The 22,965-nt window shown below is 49.7% G+C and carries 18 protein-coding genes; 8 read left to right on the plus strand and 10 right to left on the minus strand.

Annotated features, from left to right (window positions below; all coding sequences use genetic code 11):
* Positions 1–2: 2 nt before the first annotated feature.
* Positions 3–572, minus strand: a complete 570-nt coding sequence (gene dcd, locus ACJJIM_RS14860; protein ID WP_282933840.1) for a dCTP deaminase — start codon at positions 570–572, stop codon at positions 3–5.
* A gap of 206 nt (positions 573–778) precedes the next feature.
* On the opposite strand from dcd, the gene imuA reads away from it, so the two are divergent.
* The 3 genes from imuA (at position 779) to ACJJIM_RS14875 (ending at position 6,272) form a co-directional block, all read left to right on the plus strand.
* Positions 779–1,486 carry a translesion DNA synthesis-associated protein ImuA gene (gene imuA, locus ACJJIM_RS14865; RefSeq protein WP_444911365.1) on the plus strand — a complete coding sequence of 236 codons (708 nt, stop codon included), beginning with the start codon at positions 779–781 and terminating at the stop codon, positions 1,484–1,486.
* Between the two features lie 21 nt (positions 1,487–1,507).
* Positions 1,508–3,013, plus strand: coding sequence for a Y-family DNA polymerase (locus ACJJIM_RS14870; RefSeq protein WP_413662996.1), 1,506 nt, complete (start codon positions 1,508–1,510; stop codon positions 3,011–3,013).
* Between the two features lie 82 nt (positions 3,014–3,095).
* Positions 3,096–6,272, plus strand: a complete 3,177-nt coding sequence (locus ACJJIM_RS14875; RefSeq protein WP_444911366.1) for an error-prone DNA polymerase — start codon at positions 3,096–3,098, stop codon at positions 6,270–6,272.
* Positions 6,273–6,415: 143 nt separating this feature from the next.
* On the opposite strand, the gene ACJJIM_RS14880 is transcribed toward ACJJIM_RS14875, so the two are convergent.
* The gene (locus ACJJIM_RS14880) at positions 6,416–7,162 is read right to left on the minus strand and encodes a hypothetical protein (protein WP_444911367.1); all 747 of its coding nucleotides are present in this window, start codon (positions 7,160–7,162) and stop codon (positions 6,416–6,418) included.
* Between the two features lie 65 nt (positions 7,163–7,227).
* Complete coding sequence (locus ACJJIM_RS14885; protein ID WP_444911368.1) at positions 7,228–7,785, minus strand: pilin; 558 nt, start codon at positions 7,783–7,785, stop codon at positions 7,228–7,230.
* Positions 7,786–8,170: 385 nt separating this feature from the next.
* On the opposite strand from ACJJIM_RS14885, the gene pilB reads away from it, so the two are divergent.
* From pilB to yacG, 5 genes are all read left to right on the plus strand, one after another.
* Positions 8,171–9,883, plus strand: a complete 1,713-nt coding sequence (gene pilB, locus ACJJIM_RS14890) for a type IV-A pilus assembly ATPase PilB (protein WP_444911369.1) — start codon at positions 8,171–8,173, stop codon at positions 9,881–9,883.
* Positions 9,884–10,039: 156 nt separating this feature from the next.
* Positions 10,040–11,254 (plus strand): type II secretion system F family protein, encoded by a 1,215-nt coding sequence (locus tag ACJJIM_RS14895; RefSeq protein ID WP_444911370.1) that lies wholly within the window; start codon positions 10,040–10,042, stop codon positions 11,252–11,254.
* 5 nt (positions 11,255–11,259) lie between these two features.
* Positions 11,260–12,144 carry a prepilin peptidase gene (locus ACJJIM_RS14900; protein ID WP_444911371.1) on the plus strand — a complete coding sequence of 295 codons (885 nt, stop codon included), beginning with the start codon at positions 11,260–11,262 and terminating at the stop codon, positions 12,142–12,144.
* A 111-nt stretch (positions 12,145–12,255) separates the two neighbouring features.
* Positions 12,256–12,864: a dephospho-CoA kinase gene (coaE, locus tag ACJJIM_RS14905; RefSeq protein ID WP_444911372.1), complete on the plus strand. Its 609-nt coding sequence runs from the start codon at positions 12,256–12,258 to the stop codon at positions 12,862–12,864.
* A 52-nt stretch (positions 12,865–12,916) separates the two neighbouring features.
* Positions 12,917–13,132, plus strand: a complete 216-nt coding sequence (yacG, locus tag ACJJIM_RS14910) for a DNA gyrase inhibitor YacG (RefSeq protein ID WP_108734183.1) — start codon at positions 12,917–12,919, stop codon at positions 13,130–13,132.
* Between the two features lie 53 nt (positions 13,133–13,185).
* Here yacG and mutT read toward each other — a convergent pair whose 3' ends face one another.
* The 7 genes from mutT to ftsA form a co-directional block, all read right to left on the minus strand.
* Positions 13,186–13,584 carry an 8-oxo-dGTP diphosphatase MutT gene (mutT, locus tag ACJJIM_RS14915; RefSeq protein WP_444911373.1) on the minus strand — a complete coding sequence of 133 codons (399 nt, stop codon included), beginning with the start codon at positions 13,582–13,584 and terminating at the stop codon, positions 13,186–13,188.
* Between the two features lie 9 nt (positions 13,585–13,593).
* The gene (gene argJ, locus ACJJIM_RS14920; RefSeq protein WP_444911374.1) at positions 13,594–14,796 is read right to left on the minus strand and encodes a bifunctional glutamate N-acetyltransferase/amino-acid acetyltransferase ArgJ; all 1,203 of its coding nucleotides are present in this window, start codon (positions 14,794–14,796) and stop codon (positions 13,594–13,596) included.
* A gap of 232 nt (positions 14,797–15,028) precedes the next feature.
* Entirely contained in the window at positions 15,029–17,779 is a 2,751-nt protein-coding gene (secA, locus tag ACJJIM_RS14925; RefSeq protein WP_444911375.1) for a preprotein translocase subunit SecA, read from the minus strand.
* 163 nt (positions 17,780–17,942) lie between these two features.
* On the minus strand, positions 17,943–18,878 hold the full coding sequence (locus tag ACJJIM_RS14930) for a M23 family metallopeptidase (protein ID WP_413663007.1): 936 nt from the start codon (positions 18,876–18,878) through the stop codon (positions 17,943–17,945).
* 157 nt (positions 18,879–19,035) lie between these two features.
* Positions 19,036–19,950, minus strand: a complete 915-nt coding sequence (gene lpxC, locus ACJJIM_RS14935; protein WP_282933860.1) for a UDP-3-O-acyl-N-acetylglucosamine deacetylase — start codon at positions 19,948–19,950, stop codon at positions 19,036–19,038.
* Between the two features lie 394 nt (positions 19,951–20,344).
* Positions 20,345–21,586, minus strand: a complete 1,242-nt coding sequence (gene ftsZ / locus ACJJIM_RS14940) for a cell division protein FtsZ (RefSeq protein WP_444911376.1) — start codon at positions 21,584–21,586, stop codon at positions 20,345–20,347.
* Positions 21,587–21,674: 88 nt separating this feature from the next.
* Complete coding sequence (gene ftsA, locus ACJJIM_RS14945; protein ID WP_282933862.1) at positions 21,675–22,910, minus strand: cell division protein FtsA; 1,236 nt, start codon at positions 22,908–22,910, stop codon at positions 21,675–21,677.
* Between the last annotated feature and the right edge of the window lie 55 nt (positions 22,911–22,965).

Below are 22,965 nucleotides of genomic sequence, written 5' to 3' on the forward strand. Positions count from 1 at the left end.
GATCAGGTGCGAGGCAAGGTAACGCCGCGCTGGCCCTGGTATTTGCCACCACGATCGGCATAGGACACATCACAAACTTCATCGGATTCGAAGAACAGCATCTGTGCCACACCCTCGTTGGCATAGATCTTCGCAGGCAAGTTAGTGGTATTTGAGAACTCCAAAGTCACATGACCTTCCCACTCCGGCTCCAGTGGCGTCACATTGACGATAATGCCGCAACGGGCATAAGTGGATTTCCCCAGGCAAACCGTCAATACAGAGCGCGGGATACGGAAATACTCCACTGTACGCGCCAGGGCAAAGGAGTTTGGCGGAATAATGCAGTGGTCGCCTTCAACATCCACAAAGCTGTTTTCATCGAAGGTCTTGGGGTCAACTGTCGCTGAGTGAACATTGGTGAAAATCTTAAATTCACGAGCACAGCGAACATCGTAGCCATAGCTGGAGGTGCCATAGGAGATGAGTCGATCGCCATTATCGTTATGACGCACCTGACCGGCCTCAAAAGGCTCAATCATACCGTGCTGCTCTGCCATGCGGCGAATCCACTTGTCGGACTTGATACTCACTCCGTCCCCCCTGAATAGAATAATTAGTGCTCAATTAAAGAGGCGGAATCATAGCCGGTTTAGGCTGTGCAAAAAAGTGCCTATCCAAGGAATTCTCACTTGTTACCACTGGACAGATACTGTATAAATTAACAGTGCTACTGTATGCACATACAGTTTAAGGCGAAGATAGTGGCCAGATCGGACTAAAATTCAGTGGTGGAATCGTGGGCAGCGCAGAAAACTTCATAGAAAACAATCAGTTAGACCGCCAGGCAAAACACCAGAAACTGGCACAGCTACTCACCAGAGCCGATATCTGGCAAGCAGCGAATGAACCCCGACGACAGCGAAACGGCATCGCCAGTGGTTATCCAAGCCTCGATGCCCTCCTAGCGAACCACGGCTGGCCAAGAGGGGCCACTACTGAGCTACTCATGGACCAGATGGGTATCGGTGAACTCACCCTGATACTTCCGGCCCTGGCAAATCTCACTCAGAGGGGGCAAATGATCATACTGGTCAATCCACCCCATATCCCCTATGCGCCCTCATTGGCCAACAGTGGTATCCGCCTTGAGAACCTGCTGATCCTGCACCCCCGAGGCCCCAAGGATACTCTCTGGGCGATCGAGCAGTCCCTACAATCCGGAAGCTGTGGTGCCTTACTCAGCTGGCAGGGGCGGCAATCCCAGAAGCATAAAGATCTTCGTCGCCTGCAACTCGCTGCCCGCAATGGGGACTGTCTGCACTTCCACTTTCGCCCTCAGTGTGAATCAGCAAACCCCTCACCCGCGAGCTTGCGCATACAGCTCACTCCCAGGGAAGGAGAGCTGGCACTAAGGCTTTTAAAGCAATTGGGTGGAAATTCAGGCCAGAACCTCTATTTGGCAAGAGCAGCAAAACTGGTCCGACGGGACCAACCAATGCACTGAACGGTTCCGAGGGATAGCTCCATGCTCTGGCTTTGTATTCAATTCCCCAGGCTTCCGTTAGAAGTTCTGACCCGCGCTCAGCAACAAGGAGAAGAGGCTCTACCCCAAGTTGTGGTTGAAAAACAGTTGGTGATTGATAGAAACCCAGCGGCATCCCAATGCGGCGTCGAGACCGGGCTCAGTATTGCCACTGCGTCTGCTCTCTGTGCAGACTTACAGCTGCTACAACGCGATTCCCAGCGGGAACAACAAGAGTTACAGCAGCTGGCCCAGTGGGCATACAGCTTTACACCACTTGTATCACCTCAGTCCGCAGGGCTTTTGAGTAATGGCGAGAGCACTCCCGCCCACCTCTATCTGGAACTGAGTGGCTGCCTAAAAGCCAGCGGTGGCTTCAAGGCATTGATACAACAGCTGAGCGATGAGCTTGAACAGATGGGGATCTACAGCCTGATGGGCCTCGGCCACAGTCCCAGTGCAGCTCATATGCTAAGCCAACTGACCGAACACCGGCACTGGCTTGCGCAATCAGATTCTCCGCCCAGCCCTCAGCAGTGGAGACAGTGGATTAGCTTTGCCCCATCCAAGCTCCTTAATTGCGACAACAAAACTATTTCCAAGCTCTACGCATGTGGTATCAAGCGAGTAAGCCAGCTGCTCGCTATTCCACTCTCTGAGGTAGGCTCTCGTTTTGGTCGCCCATTTGTGGACTACCTGGCACGCCTGAACGGAACTCGCCAAGATCCAGTCTGTAGTTATCAGCCCCCAGCACAATTCCGCAGCGAGCTATTTTTCCCCAGCCCCTTGGATAATAGCGAACAGCTGCTATTTCCTATCGGCCGCCTACTAAGGGAATTATGCTTCCAGTTGCAGCGACGCCAGCTCTACACACAACAGTTAAATTGGCATATGGATTTCGGCCAAAATAAATCTCAGGAAATAACCGTAGAACTCTCCACTCCGCAGTTGGACCCTCAACGCCTAATAGCACTAACCAAGCTGCAAATGGAAAGAGTAACTCTTGATCAGCCAGTGCAGTCCATCAGCTTAAATTGCAAGCATTTACTCCCCTTGGAGCAGGGATCACTGGATGAAGATTTATTTGGTGAAGGCAGCCAACATAAACGCAATCAACAGCTATTAGACAAATTAAAAGCCCGCCTCGGTCATCAAGCACTCTCGGGAATTGCCCTAAAAGAAAGCTACCTACCAGAGCAGGCCTGGCAAAATACAGATACCCTGATAATTAAAAGTAACGCTAAGGGACAGCAAATTAAGCCCATCCAAGCACCGCGCCCCAACTGGCTATTAGCTCGTCCAACCAAACTGGAAAGTAGCGAGCACAAGTTATTTTATCAGGGAGAGCTACAACTATTACAGGGGCCAGAGCGAATTGATGGCTATTGGTGGCAGCACGGGCGTCATGGGCGGGATTACTATATCGCAAGAAATAAAAGAGATGAGCTCTACTGGGTCTTTCAGGATCTTACAACCGAAGAGTGGTTTTTACATGGCGTTTATAGCTAAGCCTAAACCCCTTTCTTAATACTGATCTTCACCAAAACCCAAATCCCATCACAATCAACAGATAGACGCCGAGAGAATCAGCATGAGGTACGCCGAACTCTTTTGTCAAAGCAACTTTTCTTTTCTGCAGGGGGCATCGCATCCGCAGGAATTAGTCCAAACTGCTTACAACCTGCAATATACAGCCCTTGCTATCACCGATGAATGCTCCCTTTCCGGAGCTGTTAGAGCCTATAAAGAACTTGAAACCATCAAGTCTACAGACTCTAAAAATCCCGAGTTTAAACTAATTTTTGGCAGTTATTTCCGGCTCCATAACAGCATAGAAATAGTTCTACTGGCTCCGGACAAAACTGCCTACAGCGAGCTATGCCAGTTAATTTCAAAATCACGCTTAAGGGCAAAAAAAGGAACCTACATTACTTATCAAAGTGACTTGGTAGAGTTATGTAAAAACCTAATTGCCATCTGGATTCCAAATTTTAATGAGATAGAAATACCTGAAGAAATTAAGAAAACCTTCAGCGAACGGCTTTACATTGCCATCAATAATCACCTACACGCAGAGGAAAGCCTTAAGTCCAATAGAGTTACTGAGCTTGCAAGAAGAGAGAGTATTTCCTTGGTTGCAACCAATCATGTATTGATGCACTGCTATAGCCGAAAGCCACTACAAGATGTACTTAACGCAAATTACCATAACTGTACCCTGGATAATCTAGGGTATCGTATTGAGCAAAATGCTGAACGTTACCTTCGCAGCTTAGGTGATATCCAGTCGTTAAACTCCAAAGAGTCTATAGACAATACCAACTTCATTGCCAAACAGTGTACTTTTTGCTTGAGTGAACTCAGCTATGAATACCCATCAGAAGTTATCCCTCAAGAAAGTAATGCGAGCAGCTATTTAAAGAAGCTAGTTCAAATAGGAAAGTCTGCTCGCTGGCCACGGGGTCCTGAAAAGAGAATTGATGAGATTATCAATAAAGAACTCGCAATAATAGCAGAACTGCAATATGAGCATTACTTTCTAACCATTTACGATATAGTCCAGTTTGCCCGCGAAAACCATATCTTATATCAGGGCCGTGGCTCTGCAGCCAATTCAGTAGTTTGCTACTGCCTATTCATCACAGAAATAGACCCTCATAAAATTGGTCTGCTATTTGAACGGTTTATCTCACGGGAACGCAATGAACCCCCAGATATTGATGTAGACTTTGAGCACGAAAGACGTGAAGAAGTTATTCAGTATATTTACACAAAATATAGCCGCGAAAGAGCTGGACTTACCGCTAGCAAGATCACCTACCGCTTTAAAAGCGCCGTAAGAGATATCGGCAAAGCCCTTGGTATCAACGCTGCCACAATAGAACAACTTATTGCTGAACGCGCCTGGTGGGACACTCTAGATAGCTTCCCCCAGCAGATGCAAAAAGTGGGAATAGATCCGAGTAGCGCAATAGGAAAAATGTTCCCGCAGTTACTACAGCAAATATATGGTTTTCCAAGACATCTATCGCAACATGTGGGTGGTTTTGTTATTACAGAACAACCATTACACCAGTTGGTTCCTATTGAAAATGCCGCTATGGAGGATCGCACCCTAATCCAATGGGACAAAGAGGATATCGAAGACTTAAAACTAATGAAGGTCGATGTGCTCGCCCTGGGTATGCTAACTGCACTGCGTAAATCCCTGAATTATATTGCTCTATACGGCCCCAAATTGCGATTGCAGGATATTCCCGCCGAAGATCCACAGGTCTACGAAATGATGTGCAAGGCCGATACCGTTGGAGTCTTTCAAATTGAATCTCGCGCTCAAATGAGCATGCTGCCAAGATTACAACCTCGAAATTTTTATGAGCTTACTATAGAAATCGCCATTGTCCGCCCCGGGCCAATTCAAGGCGGCATGGTACACCCCTATTTGAAACGCAAGCAGGGATTGGAGACCGTCTGCTACCCTCATAACAGTTTACGCCCAGTGCTTGAGCGCACTCTCGGTGTTCCTATATTTCAAGAACAAGTTATTCAACTTTCGATGGTCGCAGCAGGGTTTAGCGGCGGTGAAGCGGATGAACTTCGCCGAGCCATGGCCAGCTGGGGAAAAAATGGGGACTTGTATAAATTCAAGGATAAGCTTGTGCGGGGAATGCAAAGTAATGGCTATATGGAAAGTTTTGCTGAGCAGCTCTTCAACCAGATGAAGGGGTTCGGCTCCTATGGCTTCCCCGAATCTCACTCTGCAAGCTTTGCGCTTTTAGCCTATTTTTCTGCCTGGATTAAATACCATCATCCAGCGGCCTTTTACTGTGGGCTGCTCAACAGTCAGCCGATGGGGTTCTATGCTCCGGCACAGCTGGTTTATGATGCTCAACGCCACGGAGTTAAGGTTTTGCCTATTGATGTACTTTATAGCTATTGGGATCACAGCTTAGAGATACAAGAGCCCTCTTCACCTCAAGAAAGAGGTTCATCGAAAAATTACTACGCTAAAGGAAAATCAGTAGTTAATACGCCGGCAGTACCGCTCAGGGAAAATTCAACATTCAACGGTAAAACTCCCGCTTTACGCCTGGGCATGCGTCTAATTAAAGGGCTAAAAGAAACCACAGAGAAAGCTATCCTAAAGCTTAGAGCGGATACAAAAGTCCTTTCTTTAGGACAGTTTCAAGAAACTTTAAAGCTAAACCATGAGCAGCTTTCCTGCCTTACTAAGGCTAATGCATTTATCAGCTTGACTCAAAATCGCCATAACGACAATTGGACTTCTATAGAAACCGATTACAGCAAACCACAAACAAAATTTTTACCGCGAAATTATATAAAAGACAGTAGCGAGATTGACTATAGCAGTACAGGACTAACTCTAGGCGAACATCCTGTCGCACTACTAAGAAGGCAAAAGAAATTTGAGAAATATACTAAGGCAAAGGATCTTACCTATCGTCTTGATCAAGAAAAGATTGACATCATTGGACTGGTAACTTGCCGACAACGGCCTGGAAGCGCATCTGGAGTGATGTTTTTAACCCTGGAAGATGAAACAGGCTGTATGAATGTAGTTATTTATGAGGCCTATCAAACCTTATATAGAGCAGAGATTATCCATGGAGGCATATTGATTATTCATGGGGAGCTACAAGTCTCTAAAGGGGCCAATAACAACAGCTATAAGACCACCCATGTCATCGCCAGAAGAATATTAAGTATCAATGAAAAAAATTACCAGAAGACAAGAAATTTTCATTGAAGAGACTTCCCCTAGACGTACTCCAGTGACCTTATCGAGCAACCCTCACTCAAGTAACTCTACTTCACCTAGTGAGGGAGGAGTTCATATCTAAGTATAGGAAGAGAGAAGGCTTTAAACTCATAACACTGGCAACCCAAAAGTCATCTCTGCTCAAAAGGATAGATGTCATAGTAGGTCGCGTTATCAACTCCCTCTTCCTTCGTAAAAACGGCGGTCCAAGCCCCAAATCGTGTTACAACGGGCAACCATAAGAAGTCTTGATTCTGTAGATTTGAAGGTAGGGATTGCTGTTTGGCCTTGGCAATAAGTTCAAAATTGTCCCTTCCAAAGGCCCTACCGGCTATTTCATCCTTAAAACAGGGCCGGTAATATTTAGGGTACAACTGGATGTCTTTACCTTTCAACGCTGAGATAAGCAAATCTGATTTTTCCTGGGCATCTACCGGCCCCTCTGTACAGACCAGCTTTGGGCCGAACCAGGGCTTATCCGTATAGCCATTGGCTCCCGCTTTCATATCAACGGCATCCAGCTCAGAAGCGGCAACGACTTCTATTCGATCTTTAACAAAAACCAGATAGACCGGCCGCGAAAGTGTGACTACATACAACCCATAAATCAATGCAGCCAGCTGTACCGTTCCCACCAAAAGATAATCGCGGACTAATTCACGCCTGGGCTTCTGGGGGTTAAAGATCACCATGGACATCAAAGGCCCCATGGCCAACTCTACGCCCATTACAAGCAAAAAGAGATTCGCCCCCGCCATCATGTCGGCAAGTTCGTCCGGATACCAAATCCCATAAACGGCAACCAGCATCAAAGCCGCTACCGATAATGTAACCAGAGCATGGTAGCCCGTCGCTTTTAACTTTGCCTGAAATAACATCCACCCACCTTATCAACAAAAAAAGCCCCCTATAAAGGAGGCTTTTTATCACAACTTAAGCAGGATTATGCGCGACATTCAGCCGGTGCAATATTGCCTGGCAGAGTTGCAGCTGCCGGAGCACCAGTCTTACCCGCAGCGTAGCAAGTCCAGATAATTGGTGCAGTAGGACGAGTTTCTACGACCAGGGCAGCACCTGCAGCAGTCGGAACCAAGCTCAGGGTGTTAGTCGCTGCATCGGACACACGACTACCGAAAGCGATATCAATCTGACCAGTAGAAGTTGATACTGTAATGGTGTTTACATTCTGGGAGCCACCTGCGGCACCGTCATTACCCAGAGTCAGGGTACAAGTACCAGCAGCAGCACAAGGAGTAGTAGCAGCATTAATTGCACCAGAGATTGGGTAACCGGCAGCAAAACCACCGGCATCATCACGCACTACGTTAGCTGCGTTGTCAGCAACAATTGCGCGCGCTTCAGTAGCCAAACTGAGGCCCTCTGCTACTCGGGAGCGAGCGGTGTAATCTTGGTAAGCCGGCAGAGCTACAGCTGCCAAAATACCGATGATCGCGACTACGATCATTAATTCAATAAGAGTAAAACCCTGTTGCTTTTTCATTGTAACCGTCTCCATACAGACTATTTGAAATAGTGAATCCCGTGAGGAAGTCGCTGAACAATATACAAGCTTTGTGCCAACGTTAACAAATACTAATTACAATCCCACCCTGCAACTGCGTTACTGATCACACATTCGTTCTCTGCATCAGATTCACCCTAAGAAGATTGACACTAATCTTCGATATCCGACAAAAATTGTCACTCTTTAGCAGTTGACGGCCAAACCCTAGGTATTTAGTCAGGCTTTCAATTTATTGGCTCTCATTCATTATTTCGCTATATTCCGTTCGATATCCAAAATATACGCTTTGGATGTAATGCTTTAGGCTAACCCAGCTTCTTAAGCAACAAGCATGTAGTAACCCTATACGGCAGTGTGACCAATGACAGCACCCCCTCTTAGCGGCCTAGCCAAGCGTTTGGTTGCCGATCAAATTTTTGATGAATCAACCGCGCTATCTGCCGTTAAAGCGGCCCGGCGAGAAAATCAAAGCTTTGTCCAGCATATAGCGGAAACCAAACTGGTTAAAAGCTCTGAGCTCGCCAAGATCGCTTCACAGGCATTTGGCACTCCGCTTTTTGACCTCAGCAGCTATAACTTTGAGCTGATTCCAAGGGATATCGTCGACGATAAGCTTGTCAGCAAACACTTCGCTCTTCCACTGTATAAAAGGGGCAACCGGCTATTTGTAGCGGTGGCGGACCCAACCAATCTTGCCGGCCTGGATGAGATAAATTTTAATACTGGGTTGAATACTGACCCCGTTATAGTCGAAGCCGATAAGCTCGCCAAAGCCATTGAGAACTACCTGTCCCAGGGTGACGATATGGGAGCGGGCCTCGATGGCATGGAGGACGAGGAACTTGATTCCCTCAATGTTGGTGAGGACGATTCCGATCGCAGCAATGATGAAGAACCCGGTGGCGATGAAGCACCGGTAGTTCGCTTTGTAAATAAGGTGCTTCTCGACGCAATCCGCACCGGGGCTTCAGATATCCACTTCGAACCTTATGAAAAATCCTACAGGGTGAGATTTCGTACCGATGGGGTCTTGCACGAAATTGCCAAGCCCCCCATCCAGCTGGCCTCCAGGCTTTCCGCACGTCTCAAAGTGATGTCCAAGATGGATATTTCTGAGAAGCGGGTTCCCCAGGATGGCCGCATAAAAATGAAGCTCTCCAAAACCAAGGCTATTGATTTCCGCGTTAACAGCCTGCCGACTCTCTGGGGCGAGAAAATTGTACTGCGTATTCTCGACCCTTCCTCTGCCAAGCTCGGCATTGATGCCCTTGGGTATGAGGATGAGCAAAAGCAAATCTATATGGACGCCTTGGCCCAACCACAGGGAATGATATTAGTTACCGGCCCCACAGGGTCAGGAAAAACGGTCTCTCTTTACACAGGACTTAATATCCTGAACACCCCGGAGCGCAATATCTCTACTGCAGAGGACCCGGTAGAGATCAATCTCGAGGGCATCAACCAGGTCAATGTTTCAGCAAAAGTCGGGCTCGACTTTGCCGAGGCCCTGCGTTCGTTCCTGCGGCAAGATCCCGATATTGTTATGGTAGGGGAAATTCGGGACTTGGAAACGGCCGAAATCGCCATTAAGGCGGCACAAACCGGGCACTTGGTGCTTTCAACACTACACACCAACTCTGCACCGGAAACCCTGACTCGCCTAATGAATATGGGCGTTCCTACTTTTAATATTGCCACCTCAGTGAGCGTTATTATTGCGCAGCGCTTGGCTCGAAGATTATGCAATGAGTGTAAGAAACCAGCCACCCTTCCACCCGAAGTACTCGAGGCAGAGGGCTTTTCCGCCGTTACAATCCCTGAAAGCGACTGGAGTATCTTTCAGCCAGTAGGTTGTGAGCACTGCTCTAAAGGGTATAAGGGCCGCGTAGGTGTGTATGAAGTGGTTCGCATTACTGACGGCATCTCCAGAATTATAATGGAAGGAGGCAACTCTATTCAGATTGCAGATCAAGCTCGGCAAGAGGGCTTCAACAATCTGAGAGTTTCAGCACTGAGAAAGGTTGTGATGGGTGTCACCAGCCTGGAGGAGGCCAACCGGGTCACGAAGGATTAACTGCTATTAGCCTAATATGGGATTAGGCTCCGCAGTGAAATCTCGTTTTAAGCCGGTATAAGCCGCCGAGTTTTAAGATATCGAATAAAGAATCAAAAGCACTCTTCTGTCGACTTCAAAAATGCAGAAGTGAAAAGTATATCCAGGGTAACATTTATGGCCAACGCTACAGCAGTTGCATACATCTACAAGGGAGTAGACAGTAAAGGAGCTAAAATTCAAGGTGAGATCAACGGTACGAGCCCAGCACTGGTAAAGGCCCAGCTGCGCAAACAGGGAATCATCGCCAATCGCGTACAGAAGAAGCCTACCCCCCTGTTCGGCGGCGGTAAGAAAAAAGTCAAACCTGCCGATATCGCGCTGTTTACTCGGCAGATGGCTACCATGATGAAGGCTGGTGTACCTCTGGTACAGAGCTTTGAGATTGTTGCTGACGGCATGGATAACCAGGGGGTCAAAGAATTAGTTTATAAAATACGCACCGAAGTTGCCTCGGGCACAGCATTTGCAGATGCCCTGCGTAAACACCCGATGTACTTTGACGATTTATTCTGCAACTTAGTTGCCTCTGGTGAACAGTCTGGCGCACTGGAAACCATGCTGGACAGAATTGCCACCTATAAGGAAAAAACAGAATCCTTAAAGGCGAAAATCAAAAAAGCAATGACCTACCCTATTGCGGTAATTGCAGTTGCACTTGTTGTAACTTCAATTCTGCTAATCAAGGTAGTCCCTCAATTTGCCACCACTTTCTCTAGTTTCGGAGCAGATCTACCTGCATTCACAAGACTGGTCGTCAGCATGTCAGAGTGGATGCAGGCAAACTGGTTTATAGCCCTTGTTATTACTATTGTCGGTATTGGCGGCACGATCGAAGCCAAAAAGCGCAATAAAAAAGTGGCCGAGTTTTTTGACCGCCTTATTTTAAAACTGCCAATTATCGGCCAAATTACCTACAACTCTATCTCAGCGCGTTTCGCCCGTACCCTTTCGACAACCTTTGCCGCCGGGGTTCCCTTGATCGACGCACTTAAGTCTGTTGCAGGAGCAACCGGAAACAGTATCTATACCGAGGCAACCCTTAAAATAAGAGATTCCGTCGCAACGGGTATCCCCCTCAATACCGCGCTGCGGACATCGGGGGTTTTTCCCACCATGCTGATACAAATGACAGCCATCGGTGAAGAATCTGGTGCCCTGGATGAAATGCTGGGTAAGTCAGCCGACTACTACGAAGAGGCTGTAGACAATATGGTCGACAACCTTACTACTCTGCTTGAGCCGCTAATTATGGCAGTCCTGGGTATTCTGGTCGGCGGCTTGATGATCGCCATGTACCTGCCTATTTTCCAGCTGGGTCAAGTTGTTTAAGACAGATGATTGAAACCCTAACCTTTTACCCGGCGCTGCTTATAGGCAGCGCCTTTATTTTGGGCCTACTTATAGGCAGCTTCTTAAACGTCGTAATCCTGCGTCTCCCCGTTATGATGGAGCGGGAATATAAGCGGGACTTCTATAGTTACTTTGATAAAAAGCCACCTAGCGAGGAGCAGAAAGAGTTAGAAAAGCCTTTTAATCTGGTGCTACCACACTCCCACTGCCCCAAATGCCATGTTGAGATCAAAGCCTGGCAAAATATCCCCATTGTTAGCTACCTATTTCTTCGCGGTAAGTGCGGCTCCTGTGGCACCTCCATTTCCAAACGTTACCCAATGGTGGAACTGATTACCGGCATTTTGACCGCTATCGTTGTCTGGCAATTGGGCTTCACCTGGCAGGCACTGGCTGGATGCTTTTTTACCTGGGCCTTGGTCGCCTTAACAGGTATCGATTTTGACAAGCAACTGCTTCCAGACAGTATTACTCTGCCGCTACTCTGGGCCGGTTTAATCATCAATATTTGGGGAGTGTTTGCTTCTCTGCAGGACGCAGTAATCGGTGCTATTGCCGGCTACCTATCTCTTTGGCTGGTGTTCCACATCTTTAAGATTGTTACCGGCAAAGAAGGTATGGGGGCTGGTGACTTTAAAATCCTGGCAGCTATTGGAGCTTGGTTTGGCTGGCAGGTGCTACCGATGGTCATCCTACTTTCTGCCGTCGTAGGGGCTATCGCGGGAATTTCCTGGAGCATTGCCGTAGGGCGGGACCGAAACCTGCCCATTGCTTTTGGCCCCTATCTCGCTGGTGCCGGCTGGATCGCCATGCTGTGGGGGAACCACATTATGAACTGGTATTTCAATATCTCTGGGCTTACCGGTTAAGCCGCCAGCTACCTACTCTCCATTCAATTGCATTACTATGACCCCGGCCAGCTATCTGGCCGGGGTTTTTATCTATACCGCAACCTTAATTATTCTTGGGGAGGACAGCCATTGTTTACCGTAGGCTTAACCGGCGGGATCGGTAGCGGAAAGTCAGCAGCAGCTGGGTATTTCCGTGGCCTGGGCATTAATGTAGTAGATGCAGACTGGGCGGCAAGGGTTGTGGTACAACCGGGAAAGCCCGCTCTGGAACAGATAACCCGACACTTCGGGGCCGATGTCTTACTGGAAAGTGGCGAATTAAACCGGAGCAAACTGCGCACACTGATATTTGACGACCCGGGCGAACGGCAATGGCTGGAAAGTCTATTACACCCACTGATTAGAGAAGAAATAACTTCCTCACTGAACGCAAGTCAGGGGCCCTACGCAATATTGGAATCCCCCCTCCTGATTGAGTCAGGCCAATATGAGCTCGTTAACAGGATTTGTGTAGTCGATCTACCCGAGGCTTTGCAGCTTGAGCGCGCCAGTGCACGAGATAACAGTCAGCGGGAGCAGATTCGCAAAATCATGGCGGCCCAGCTAAAAAGGAAACAACGACTAGAGAAAGCGGATGACGTACTGGATAACGCTAGTGACTTAGCCTCACTCAAAGCTCAAGTAGAGCAGCTCCACCGGCAGTACTTACGGATTACCCGGTTGGAACAATCGAGCTAAGTTAATTAGAGTACAATTCCGATTCAGATCACTTTAGAGCCCAAGCTAACTTATGCCTAAATCCAGCGTAACGCCGACACTCAACTGCCCTACCTGCAAAAAGCCCATTGAGTGGAGCGATAAGTTTCCCTTCAAACCTTTTTGTAGCGAACGTTGCAAGCTGATTGATCTCGGCGAATGGGCTAGTGAGGGACACAAGATTCCCGGGGAGTCAGTGTATGACGATGTGCTGAGTGATGACCTGGACCCGAACAAGCCCCGCCATTAAGGCCATCCAATCCACTTGAACAGCTGCCTGCAAGCAGCTGTTCAAGATGAAGCTTAGGAGAAACTCCCTTTTACCGCTTCAATAATTGCTTGATTGGCATCGGGGAAGTGGAATTTATCCAGCTCCCCAGCAGACACCCACTTGATTTCCTGCTGCTCTCGCCCAAGAGCCTCACCCGTGAACTGCGTTACCTGCCAGGTATCCAGCAGCACTGTTTTTTCAGGGTAATCGTGACGAATTTCCACCAGCGGCTGCAACTCCTGTACTTCAATGGCCACTTCTTCAAGTAGCTCCCTATAGAGCGCCTCCTGCACAGACTCACCAGCTTCCACCTTGCCACCGGGAAATTCCCAGCGCCCTCCCATATGCAAATGGTCGGGACGGCGGGCAATCAGGATCTTGCCATCCCCTCGGGTTACTACACCGACAGCAACATGGACAACCTTACTCACTCTACTACCTCAAGTCCGATATTCTGCGTTGATGGTGACATACTCGTGAGAGAAGTCACAGGTCCAGATGTGCTCACTGCTGGCACCTCGACCCAGCTCTATACGGATTGTAAATTCAGGTTTTGAAAATACCTGCTCTCCAGCCTGCTCTTGATATCCAGATGCGCGTCCACCGGCACTTACCACCTGTACATCATCGAGGAAAATTTCCACCTTATCGGTGTCTAATTCACCTTGGATAGCATTGCCGATCGCCATAACCAGCCGACCCCAGTTGGGGTCTGAGGCATAAAGTGCAGTTTTCACCAGCGGAGAATCACCGACTTCAAAAGCTACCCTCAAGGCCTCTTCACTGCTGAGCGCGCCATCCACTTGTACGGTAACAAACTTGGTCGCCCCCTCACCGTCCCTGACAATGGCCTGGGCCAGCTCTATATGTATTTCCGAAATTGCTCTATACAGCTCCAGGTAGCCAGTGCTCTCAGAGCTGCTGATCATCTCCCCCCGCGCACCTGTGGCCATCAAAACACAAGCATCATTCGTCGAGGTATCTCCATCTACGCTAATTCGATTAAATGAGGCCCCGACAACTTCGCGCACCATTTGATCAAGCAGGGGCTGCGTTACACCGGCATCAGTGGCGACATAGGCGAGCATGGTAGCCATATTCGGCTGGATCATGCCGGAACCTTTGGCAATACCGACAACGGTGATCTCTTCACCATTAATCATTAACTTGCGGCTCGCAATCTTTGGCCGGGTGTCCGTAGTCATAATGGACTCGGCCGCCAACTCCCATCCGGCGGGATCAAGCTGTCCAGCAGACCCCGGAATAGCAGCGAGTAACCTCTCCATCGGTAAGTGCTCACCAATGACGCCAGTACTAAAAGGCAATACTTGCTCGGCAGAAATCTTCAGTGCATCTGCCACCGCCTCACATGTAGCCCGGGCATCCGCCAGCCCCCTTACCCCAGTAGCGGCATTGGCATTGCCGGCATTAACCACCAAGGCTCGCACTTCTCCTTTGGCGACATGCTCTTTAGCAACCATTACTGGAGCCGCACAAAAAGTATTCTGGGTAAAAGTGGCTGCAACTGAAGTTCCTTCAGCAAGCTCAACCAACAACAGGTCATTGCGTTCCCAGTCTTTGACCCTGGCAGGTACACTGGCGAGGCGAACTCCTTCGACAACGGGTATGGATAATTCAGGCATAAGAATAACGACTTTGGGCTATCACAGCGCAGGCAAACCTAGACCCCGGTCCACCCAAACGGATTAGCGGAAATAAATGAGCGGTCGACATTATCAAAGCCGAACCTCAGCAAGGCAAGCCAAAAATAGACTTATCTGCGGAATGGGAACCTTTTTCCGCAGATAATTCTTTTGCTAATTAAAAAAATACCCCGCTAAGCGGGGCACTTTCTTGAATTCAAGCAGTAAATAATTAGCTCTGGGTAGAGGAAGCCAGCTTGCCGTGACACTGCTTGTACTTTTTCCCGGAACCACAGGGGCAGGGATCATTGCGCCCGACTTTAGGACCGCGACGCTCCGGTGCCGGGGTAGCCGCCTGCTGCTCCTTGGGCTCACTTTCTGGAAGCGCCGAAGCTTGAGCGTGTTGCAGCTCAAGCTGCTGCCTGCGCTGCTCTTCCAGGCGACGCTGCTCCATCTCTTCCGCTTGCTCACGAGTCATCGGCTCTACGTGGGCAAGAATACGCACCACTTCATGCTTGAGGTTCTCCAGCATGCTCTGGAACAGGTGGAAAGACTCGCGCTTGAATTCCTGCTTAGGGTTTTTGTTGGCGTAAGCCCGCAAACCAATACCTGCACGCAAGTGGTCCATGCTGGAAAGGTGCTCCTTCCACAACTGATCCAATACTTGCAGCATAATCTGACGCTCGATAGTCGGCATCAGATTGGCATCACCGGAAGATTCACCAATGCGGGAAACTTTTGCAGCATAGGCTTCCTGCGCGGCGACAGTAATCTTTTTCCGCAGGCTCTCTTCGTGCAGAGTGCGATCTTCATCGAGCCACTGCTGAACCGGCAACTGGATACCTAATTCGCCAGAGAGCTGCTGCTCTAGAGCTGGAATATCCCACTGCTCTTCCACGCTCTGGGGGGGGATAGAACCGGAGACAATACCGTCAACCACATCTTCACGAATGGCAGAGATCGTGTCACTGATAACCTCAGCTTCCAGCAGCTCATTGCGCTGGCCGTAAATCACCTGACGCTGGTCATTAGCCACGTCATCGTATTCCAACAACTGTTTGCGAATATCGAAGTTGCGGCCTTCAACACGGCGTTGGGCTTTTTCGATAGCGTTGGAAACCATGCGGTGCTCAATCGCCTCACCGCGCTCCATACCCAGCATCTGCATAAAGTTCTTCACCCGGTCAGAGGCAAAGATGCGCATAAGGTTATCTTCCAGAGATAGATAAAAACGAGTAACACCCGGATCACCCTGACGACCTGCACGGCCTCGCAGCTGGTTATCAATACGGCGGGATTCATGGCGCTCAGTACCGATAATATGCAGACCGCCCGCAGCGATCACCTGCTCGTGACGCTTCTTCCAATCTTCCTTGACCTGTGCGAGCTCCGCTTCAGTCAGTTCGCGATCTTTTTCCTGACCCAAGGCCGCCGCTTCAGCTTCCCAGTTACCACCGAGAACAATGTCGGTACCGCGACCAGCCATATTAGTAGCGATAGTCACTGCACCCGGGCGACCCGCCTGGGCGATAATCTGCGCTTCGCGCTCGTGGTATTTCGCGTTGAGAACCTGGTGCTTAATTCCCGCCTTTTGCAACTTGCGGGACATTTCTTCAGAGGTTTCGATAGAAGCGGTACCTACAAGGATTGGAGCCTGCTTTTCGCGACAGTGCTTCACATCCTCAATAATCGCTTCCATCTTCTCTTCCTGGCTTAGGTAAACCAGGTCATTGAGATCTTCACGTTGAATTTGCTTATTGGTGGGGATCACCACCACGTCCAGGCCATAAATTTGCTGGAATTCAAACGCTTCTGTATCCGCTGTACCGGTCATTCCCGCAAGCTTGGGGTAGAAGCGGAATAGGTTCTGGAATGTTGTAGAAGCGAGGGTCTGGCTCTCACTCTGAATCTGCACACTCTCTTTTGCTTCCAGCGCCTGGTGCAGGCCTTCGGAGAGACGGCGACCCGGCATGGTCCGACCTGTGTGCTCATCAATTAACACCACCTGGCCGTTCTGCACGATGTAATCCACATCGCGGTTAAACAGCACATGCGCGCGCAGGGCGGCGTGCACGTGGTGCAACAGGCCCAGGTTCCCAGGGGCGTAAAGGGACTGATCTTCCTTCATCAACCCACTGCGTGACAGCAGGTCTTCGATCAACAAGTGGCCCTGCTCCGTCAGCTCAACCTGGCGAGTCTTTTCATCAACGGTGTAGTGCCCCTCCCCACCTTCTTCGGCACGCTCCAGCTGGGGAACCAACTTATTCATTGCCATATAAAGGTGAGAAGAGTCTTCAGCGGCTCCAGAAATAATCAACGGAGTACGCGCCTCATCGATCAGGATGGAATCCACCTCATCGACAATAGCGAAGTTCTGAGGGCGCTGAGTACGGTCCTCTTTGCGCAACACCATGTTGTCACGCAGGTAATCAAAACCGAATTCGTTATTAGTACCGTAAGTAATGTCAGCCTCATAGGCCGCTTTCTTTTCTTCCGGTGGCTGCTGGGAAACAATAACTCCCACTGTCATACCCAGGAATTCATACACTGGGCGCATCCAATTGGCATCCCGCGAAGCGAGGTAATCGTTCACCGTAACAATATGAACGCCCTTACCTTCAAGTGCATTCAGATAGGCCGGCAGGGTTGCAACCAGGGTTTTACCTTCACCGGTACGCATTTCTGCAATACGTCCTTCATGCAGGGTCATCCCGCCGATCAGCTGAACATCGAAGTGGCGCATGCCCATGGCCCGACGACCCGCTTCACGCACTGCAGCAAACGCCTCAGGCAGAATTTGATCGAGCTTTTCCCCGTCAGCGAGTCGCTGCCTAAACTCATCCGTTTTAGCCCGCAGGCCTGCATCGTCAAGCTTCTGGAAATCCTCTTCCAAAGCGTTGATCTTTCCCACGACGCGTCGCATGCGCTTCAGCTCGCGGTCATTTTTTGAACCAAAGACCGATTTAATCAGTTTGCCAATCATTATCTAGAAACCACTTATCTTATTTGCGCTGTCGGCGCTAATATCGGGCAGATCGATGCACCGACGCTCCTTTATGCGAGGGGTGCAAGTAAACAGGAAGGCGCAAGCGCTGGCAACTCTTATGCCAAGCTACCAACAATTACGCGTAAAGGAAGGATAGTTCTTATCTGCCTGTGCGGCGGATATAGCTAGCTGGATCAACCGTGCGGTTGTTCTTATATATCTCAAAGTGAACATGGGGCCCGGTAGAACGGCCACTGGAACCCATCAGGGCAATAGTCTGCCCCCTCTTGACCACGTCACCCAATCCCACTTTCAGCTCACTATTGTGCCCATAGCGGGTTGAATAACCATTGCCGTGATTAATTTCTACCAACTGACCATAACCATGGCGCTCATCAGCCCAAGTGACAACACCTGCGGCTACTGAAACAACATCGGAGCCCATCTTGCCAGCAAAATCCACCCCCTTGTGCCAGGTCCTACGGCCAGTGAATGGATCGGTGCGATAACCATAACGGGAAGACATCCACCCCTTGCTGATCGGACGGCCTGCCAAAAACTGCTCATCCTCAAGTTTGAGGTTCGCCATCAGGGATTCGAGAGTGTTCAGCTGCATTTGGCGATCTTCAATCTGATGAGAGAGATCTCCAATAACATCCAGGAATTCCGGTGGCTGATACGGCAACTCTGATGCACCTGCGATTCCGGGGTCTTCCGGCCCACCGATAGCAGGTGCACTGCCAAACTCAAACTCTCCTTCATCGAGATTGGCAACAGAGGTTAAACGCTCACCCAGTGCATCAAGGCGAGTTAAACGCGCCTGCAACTCTGCAAGCTTAACGGTAAGAGCTGCCAGCTGCTCCCGCGCCTCTCTATCTGCTTCAGCAATTTCTTCCTGCTGTTTGCGCAGTGCGCGGCTCCAGGCCTTGGCCGTTCGGGAATCAAATAGGTCAGTTTTAGTAACCGGTAAATTCGCCCCCAGCAGAAATGCACCCACAGGGAGGCTCAGCAAGCACAACCCCAACAGGGCTTTGCTCAAACTACCAAAATTAAAGCTGCGAGTCGCACCGCGCTCATTAACCAGGATTACTTTCATAGGAACTGTGAGGAGTTCGACATTTTTAATTTTCGTTAGTCCCCAGCTCACAAGCCGAGGTGCCAAACCGATAAGGATACCAAAAATCTATAGGCTTTCTCTGTGAAACAATCATACAAAAAAGCCGGCACTATAATGCCGGCTTCTTGCGAAAGTATCAAACTGCCAAAATAGGCTTAATATAGGAGATCGGTGCTTCTTCCTGCTCACCTTCAAAGGTGACCATTTCCCAAGCATCCTCCTGAGCCATCAGGTTGCGAAGGGATTTATTGTTCAGCGCATGGCCAGACTTAAAGGCCTTGAACTCCCCAATCAGGCTGGTCCCCAGAAGATAGAGATCGCCAATCGCATCCAGAATTTTATGTTTCACAAATTCGTCTTCGTAACGCAACCCGCCTTCATTCAGAATACGGTATTGGTCAATCACAATTGCGTTATCAACGGAACCGCCCTGAACTAGGCCCTTGGAGCGCAAGTACTCGATCTCGTGCATAAAGCCAAAGGTACGGGCGCGACTCACTTCCTTCACAAAGGAGGTGCTGGAGAAATCCACGGATGAACTCAGGTTACGCCCCTGGAAAACCGGGTGGTCAAAGTCGATTGTGAAAGATACTTTAAAGCCATTAAAAGGCAGGAAGCTGGCAACCTTATCGCCATCCTCTACAGTTACTGGCTTCTTGATTCGCAGGAACTTCTTCGGAGCTGCTTGCTCTTGGATGCCTGCAGATTGAATTAGAAATACAAATGGGCCGGCACTGCCATCCATAATGGGCACTTCTTGCGCGGATAACTCGACAACCGCGTTATCAATGCCAAGGCCCGCCATTGCCGAGAGCAGGTGCTCTACCGTAGCAATGCGAACATCACCCTTTTCCAGGGTGGTTGAAAGGAGAGTGTCGCCGACATTTTCCGCACGAGCCTCGATTTCAACTACCGGGTCCAAATCGGTTCTACGGAACACGATACCGGTGTCTACGGGCGCTGGTTTAAGGGTAAGTACAACTTTCTTGCCAGTGTGCAGACCTACGCCAGTGGCGCGAATAGCATTCTTAAGCGTGCGCTGTTTGATCATGAAACTATCTTTTCCCCGTCGGTGGACTACGCCCCTAAGGCGCAGCAAGCCATCGATACTAGCACAATTGCGACGCCAATACCAATTCTGGGCGAGTGGTCACCACAACTGTGCACCACCTACCTATATGAGGATAGATCAAGCAAAGATTGCAGCGCCAACGCATGTCGCTATGACAGCATTCTAAGATCCTAAGCTCCGCAAGCGCTGTTAATAATTGTTAATTATTTTAGATAGTTATTGCGACTCACCAGTTCTGATCAAAATCTACACAAACGGGGCAAGGGCCCACCCATTCGACAAGGTAGACCCGAGCAAAAGCCGCACCGCAGCGGCAATACCCAGCTGGAGCCGGGCAGACATGAGCGGTGTTCTGCCTCTGCGGTACCGTTTCCTAGTCTGCCTGACGGCGCAGGAAGGCTGGAATATCCAGGTACTCCATATCCGCATCAGCGGGATTCAGGGCAGAAGCCGGGCGCTTGGGGCGCTCCGCTTCAGCACGAGGGCGCGGATCAATGGCCTCGCGGCTTGCCAGTCCCGCAGAGCTGTGGCCAGCGTGAGCGCTGTGATTATCGCGAACCTCACGGGTTTCACGAACAGGCTCGCGAGGCTCTGGGCGGCGAGTATTATCCACCACCTTCGCCGGACGCGCTGCAGGAGTACCCTCGCCAAGACCTGCGGCCACAACGGTAACCCGCATCTCATCACCGAGCTTATCATCTACCGCTGTACCGATAACCACAGTAGCTTCATCGGAGGCGATTTCCTGGACAATCTCACCTACTTCAGAGTACTCACCCAGGGTCAGTTCCTGACAGCCCGCCTCTTCGCTACCTGTGATGATATTCACCAGGATACCGCGAGCACCTGCCAGGTTGACGTTATCCAGTAGCGGGCTTCGCACGGCTTTCTCAGCCGCTTCGCGCGCACGGTTTTCACCGACGGCAGAACCGGACCCCATCATCGCCATGCCCATTTCAGACATTACGGTGCGCACATCGGCGAAGTCCACGTTCATGATGCCCGGGCGAATCATCAGGTCGGCAATGCCTTGTACAGCACCCAGTAAAACGTTATCTGCCTCTTTGTAAGCAGATTTCATTGTGATCTTGCTACCGAGTACTTCCAGCAAACGATCGTTGGGGATAGTAATCAGAGAATCAACTTTATCGCGCAGCTCGAGGATACCCTCTTCAGCTACAACTGTGCGTTTGCGCCCTTCGATCTTAAATGGGCGAGTAACTACCGCAACGGTAAGGATGCCCAGTTCTTTTGCAATCTCAGCGACAATCGGCGCACCACCGGTACCGGTACCACCGCCCATACCGGCAGTGATGAATACCATATCCGCACCGGTTAATACCTCAGCAATGCGATCGCGATCTTCAAGTGCGGACTGTCGGCCAATATCCGGGTTTGCCCCTGCGCCCAAACCGCGTGTAATTGTGTTACCCAGTTGCAGGATAGTGCGGGCCTCAACATCTTTGAGGGCCTGTGCATCTGTATTTGCACAGATAAAATCTACACCCTCAACATCATTGGCGATCATATGCTTAACAGCATTACCACCACCGCCGCCGACACCAATCACCTTGATGACAGGCTTATCCTGTACGCTATCAACTAGCTCGAACATTGCTGTTCCCCTTTCTTGCTCATGTCGAATTTTACAGCCATGCCTAAAAAAAATCCTTCACCGGATGGCTAAATCTGGTTGCACTCTATTACAAATTTCCGCGAAACCAGTGCTTTACCTTGTCCCACCACTGATTATCGTTGCGGACAGGCTGTATTTTGCCCTCTCGAGCCTCTTCCTGCTGCATCGCATACATCAATAATCCAACTCCAGTGGAATAAATTGGGTTGCTGACGATATCCGTCAAACCTGCAATACCCTGAGGCACTGCTAGGCGAACCGGCATATGAAAAATTTCCTCAGCCAGTTCAACCGCGCCCTCCATTTTTGAAGAGCCGCCGGTAAGTACTACACCCGCCGCACACAAATCTTCGAAGCCGCTGCGACGTAACTCCGCCTGTACTAATGTAAACAATTCGTCGTAGCGCGGCTCAACGACCTCGGCCAATGCCTGTCGGGATAAATCCCTGGGCGCGCGATCACCAACGCTCGGTACCTTAATGGTCTCACCTTCGCGAGCGAGTTTTGCCAACGCGCACGCATATTTGATTTTCAAGTCTTCTGCGTGCGGTGTCGGTGTGCGCAAAGCCATGGCAATATCATTGGTAACCTGGTCTCCAGCAATCGGTATCACACCGGTATGCCGAATAGATCCACCAGTAAACACAGCAATATCGGTAGTTCCCCCACCAATATCTACCATGCATACTCCCAACTCTTTTTCATCTTCGGTCAGGACTGCGTAACTTGAAGCCAATTGTTCAAGAATGACATCTTCTACTTCCAGACCACATCGACGAATACACTTTTCAATATTCTGTGCAGCATTCACTGCACCGCTGACCAAATGGACCTTTGCTTCGAGGCGAACACCAGACATTCCGAGAGGTTCTTTTACCCCTTCCTGATTATCAATCAGGTATTCCTGCGGAAGCGTGTGCAAAATCTTCTGGTCCGCAGGAATAGCGACAGCCCTGGCAGCATCAATAACACGATCGAGATCCTGCTGGGTAACCTCTCGATCCTTAATCGCAACTATACCGTGAGAGTTCAAGCTGCGAATGTGACTTCCCGCAATCCCTGCGTACACAGAGTGAATTTCACAACCCGCCATCAACTCAGCTTCTTCCACAGCGCGCTGTATAGATTGCACGGTTGATTCAATATTAACCACTACGCCCTTTTTCATTCCAGTGGAACGATGAGAGCCGATACCGACAATATTAAGTTCCCCATCACCGGAAGCTTCACCAACAATAGCGACTACTTTAGAGGTGCCTATATCCAGTCCAACAATCATGCGCTGATCGGATACCTGTGTCATTTTCGTGCCAACCTCGCTGAGCTGCATTCTGTTTCAGGTTCTGCTATCGGACCAG

The organism is Microbulbifer maximicatervae (SeqCode), from assembly GCF_052467615.1.

What these genes read in the sequence shown, in the direction of transcription:
- ACJJIM_RS14870 (WP_413662996.1), top strand. Translation starts at nt 1,508, where the DNA reads ATGCTCTGGCTTTGTATTCAATTCCCCAGGCTTCCGTTAGAAGTTCTG.
- ACJJIM_RS14875 (WP_444911366.1), top strand. Translation starts at nt 3,096, where the DNA reads ATGAGGTACGCCGAACTCTTTTGTCAAAGCAACTTTTCTTTTCTGCAG.
- ACJJIM_RS14880 (WP_444911367.1), bottom strand. Translation starts at nt 7,162, where the DNA reads ATGTTATTTCAGGCAAAGTTAAAAGCGACGGGCTACCATGCTCTGGTT.
- ACJJIM_RS14885 (WP_444911368.1), bottom strand. Translation starts at nt 7,785, where the DNA reads ATGAAAAAGCAACAGGGTTTTACTCTTATTGAATTAATGATCGTAGTC.
- pilB (WP_444911369.1), top strand. Translation starts at nt 8,171, where the DNA reads ATGACAGCACCCCCTCTTAGCGGCCTAGCCAAGCGTTTGGTTGCCGAT.
- ACJJIM_RS14895 (WP_444911370.1), top strand. Translation starts at nt 10,040, where the DNA reads ATGGCCAACGCTACAGCAGTTGCATACATCTACAAGGGAGTAGACAGT.
- ACJJIM_RS14900 (WP_444911371.1), top strand. Translation starts at nt 11,260, where the DNA reads ATGATTGAAACCCTAACCTTTTACCCGGCGCTGCTTATAGGCAGCGCC.
- yacG (WP_108734183.1), top strand. Translation starts at nt 12,917, where the DNA reads ATGCCTAAATCCAGCGTAACGCCGACACTCAACTGCCCTACCTGCAAA.
- argJ (WP_444911374.1), bottom strand. Translation starts at nt 14,796, where the DNA reads ATGCCTGAATTATCCATACCCGTTGTCGAAGGAGTTCGCCTCGCCAGT.
- secA (WP_444911375.1), bottom strand. Translation starts at nt 17,779, where the DNA reads ATGATTGGCAAACTGATTAAATCGGTCTTTGGTTCAAAAAATGACCGC.
- ACJJIM_RS14930 (WP_413663007.1), bottom strand. Translation starts at nt 18,878, where the DNA reads ATGAAAGTAATCCTGGTTAATGAGCGCGGTGCGACTCGCAGCTTTAAT.
- lpxC (WP_282933860.1), bottom strand. Translation starts at nt 19,950, where the DNA reads ATGATCAAACAGCGCACGCTTAAGAATGCTATTCGCGCCACTGGCGTA.
- ftsZ (WP_444911376.1), bottom strand. Translation starts at nt 21,586, where the DNA reads ATGTTCGAGCTAGTTGATAGCGTACAGGATAAGCCTGTCATCAAGGTG.
- ftsA (WP_282933862.1), bottom strand. Translation starts at nt 22,910, where the DNA reads ATGACACAGGTATCCGATCAGCGCATGATTGTTGGACTGGATATAGGC.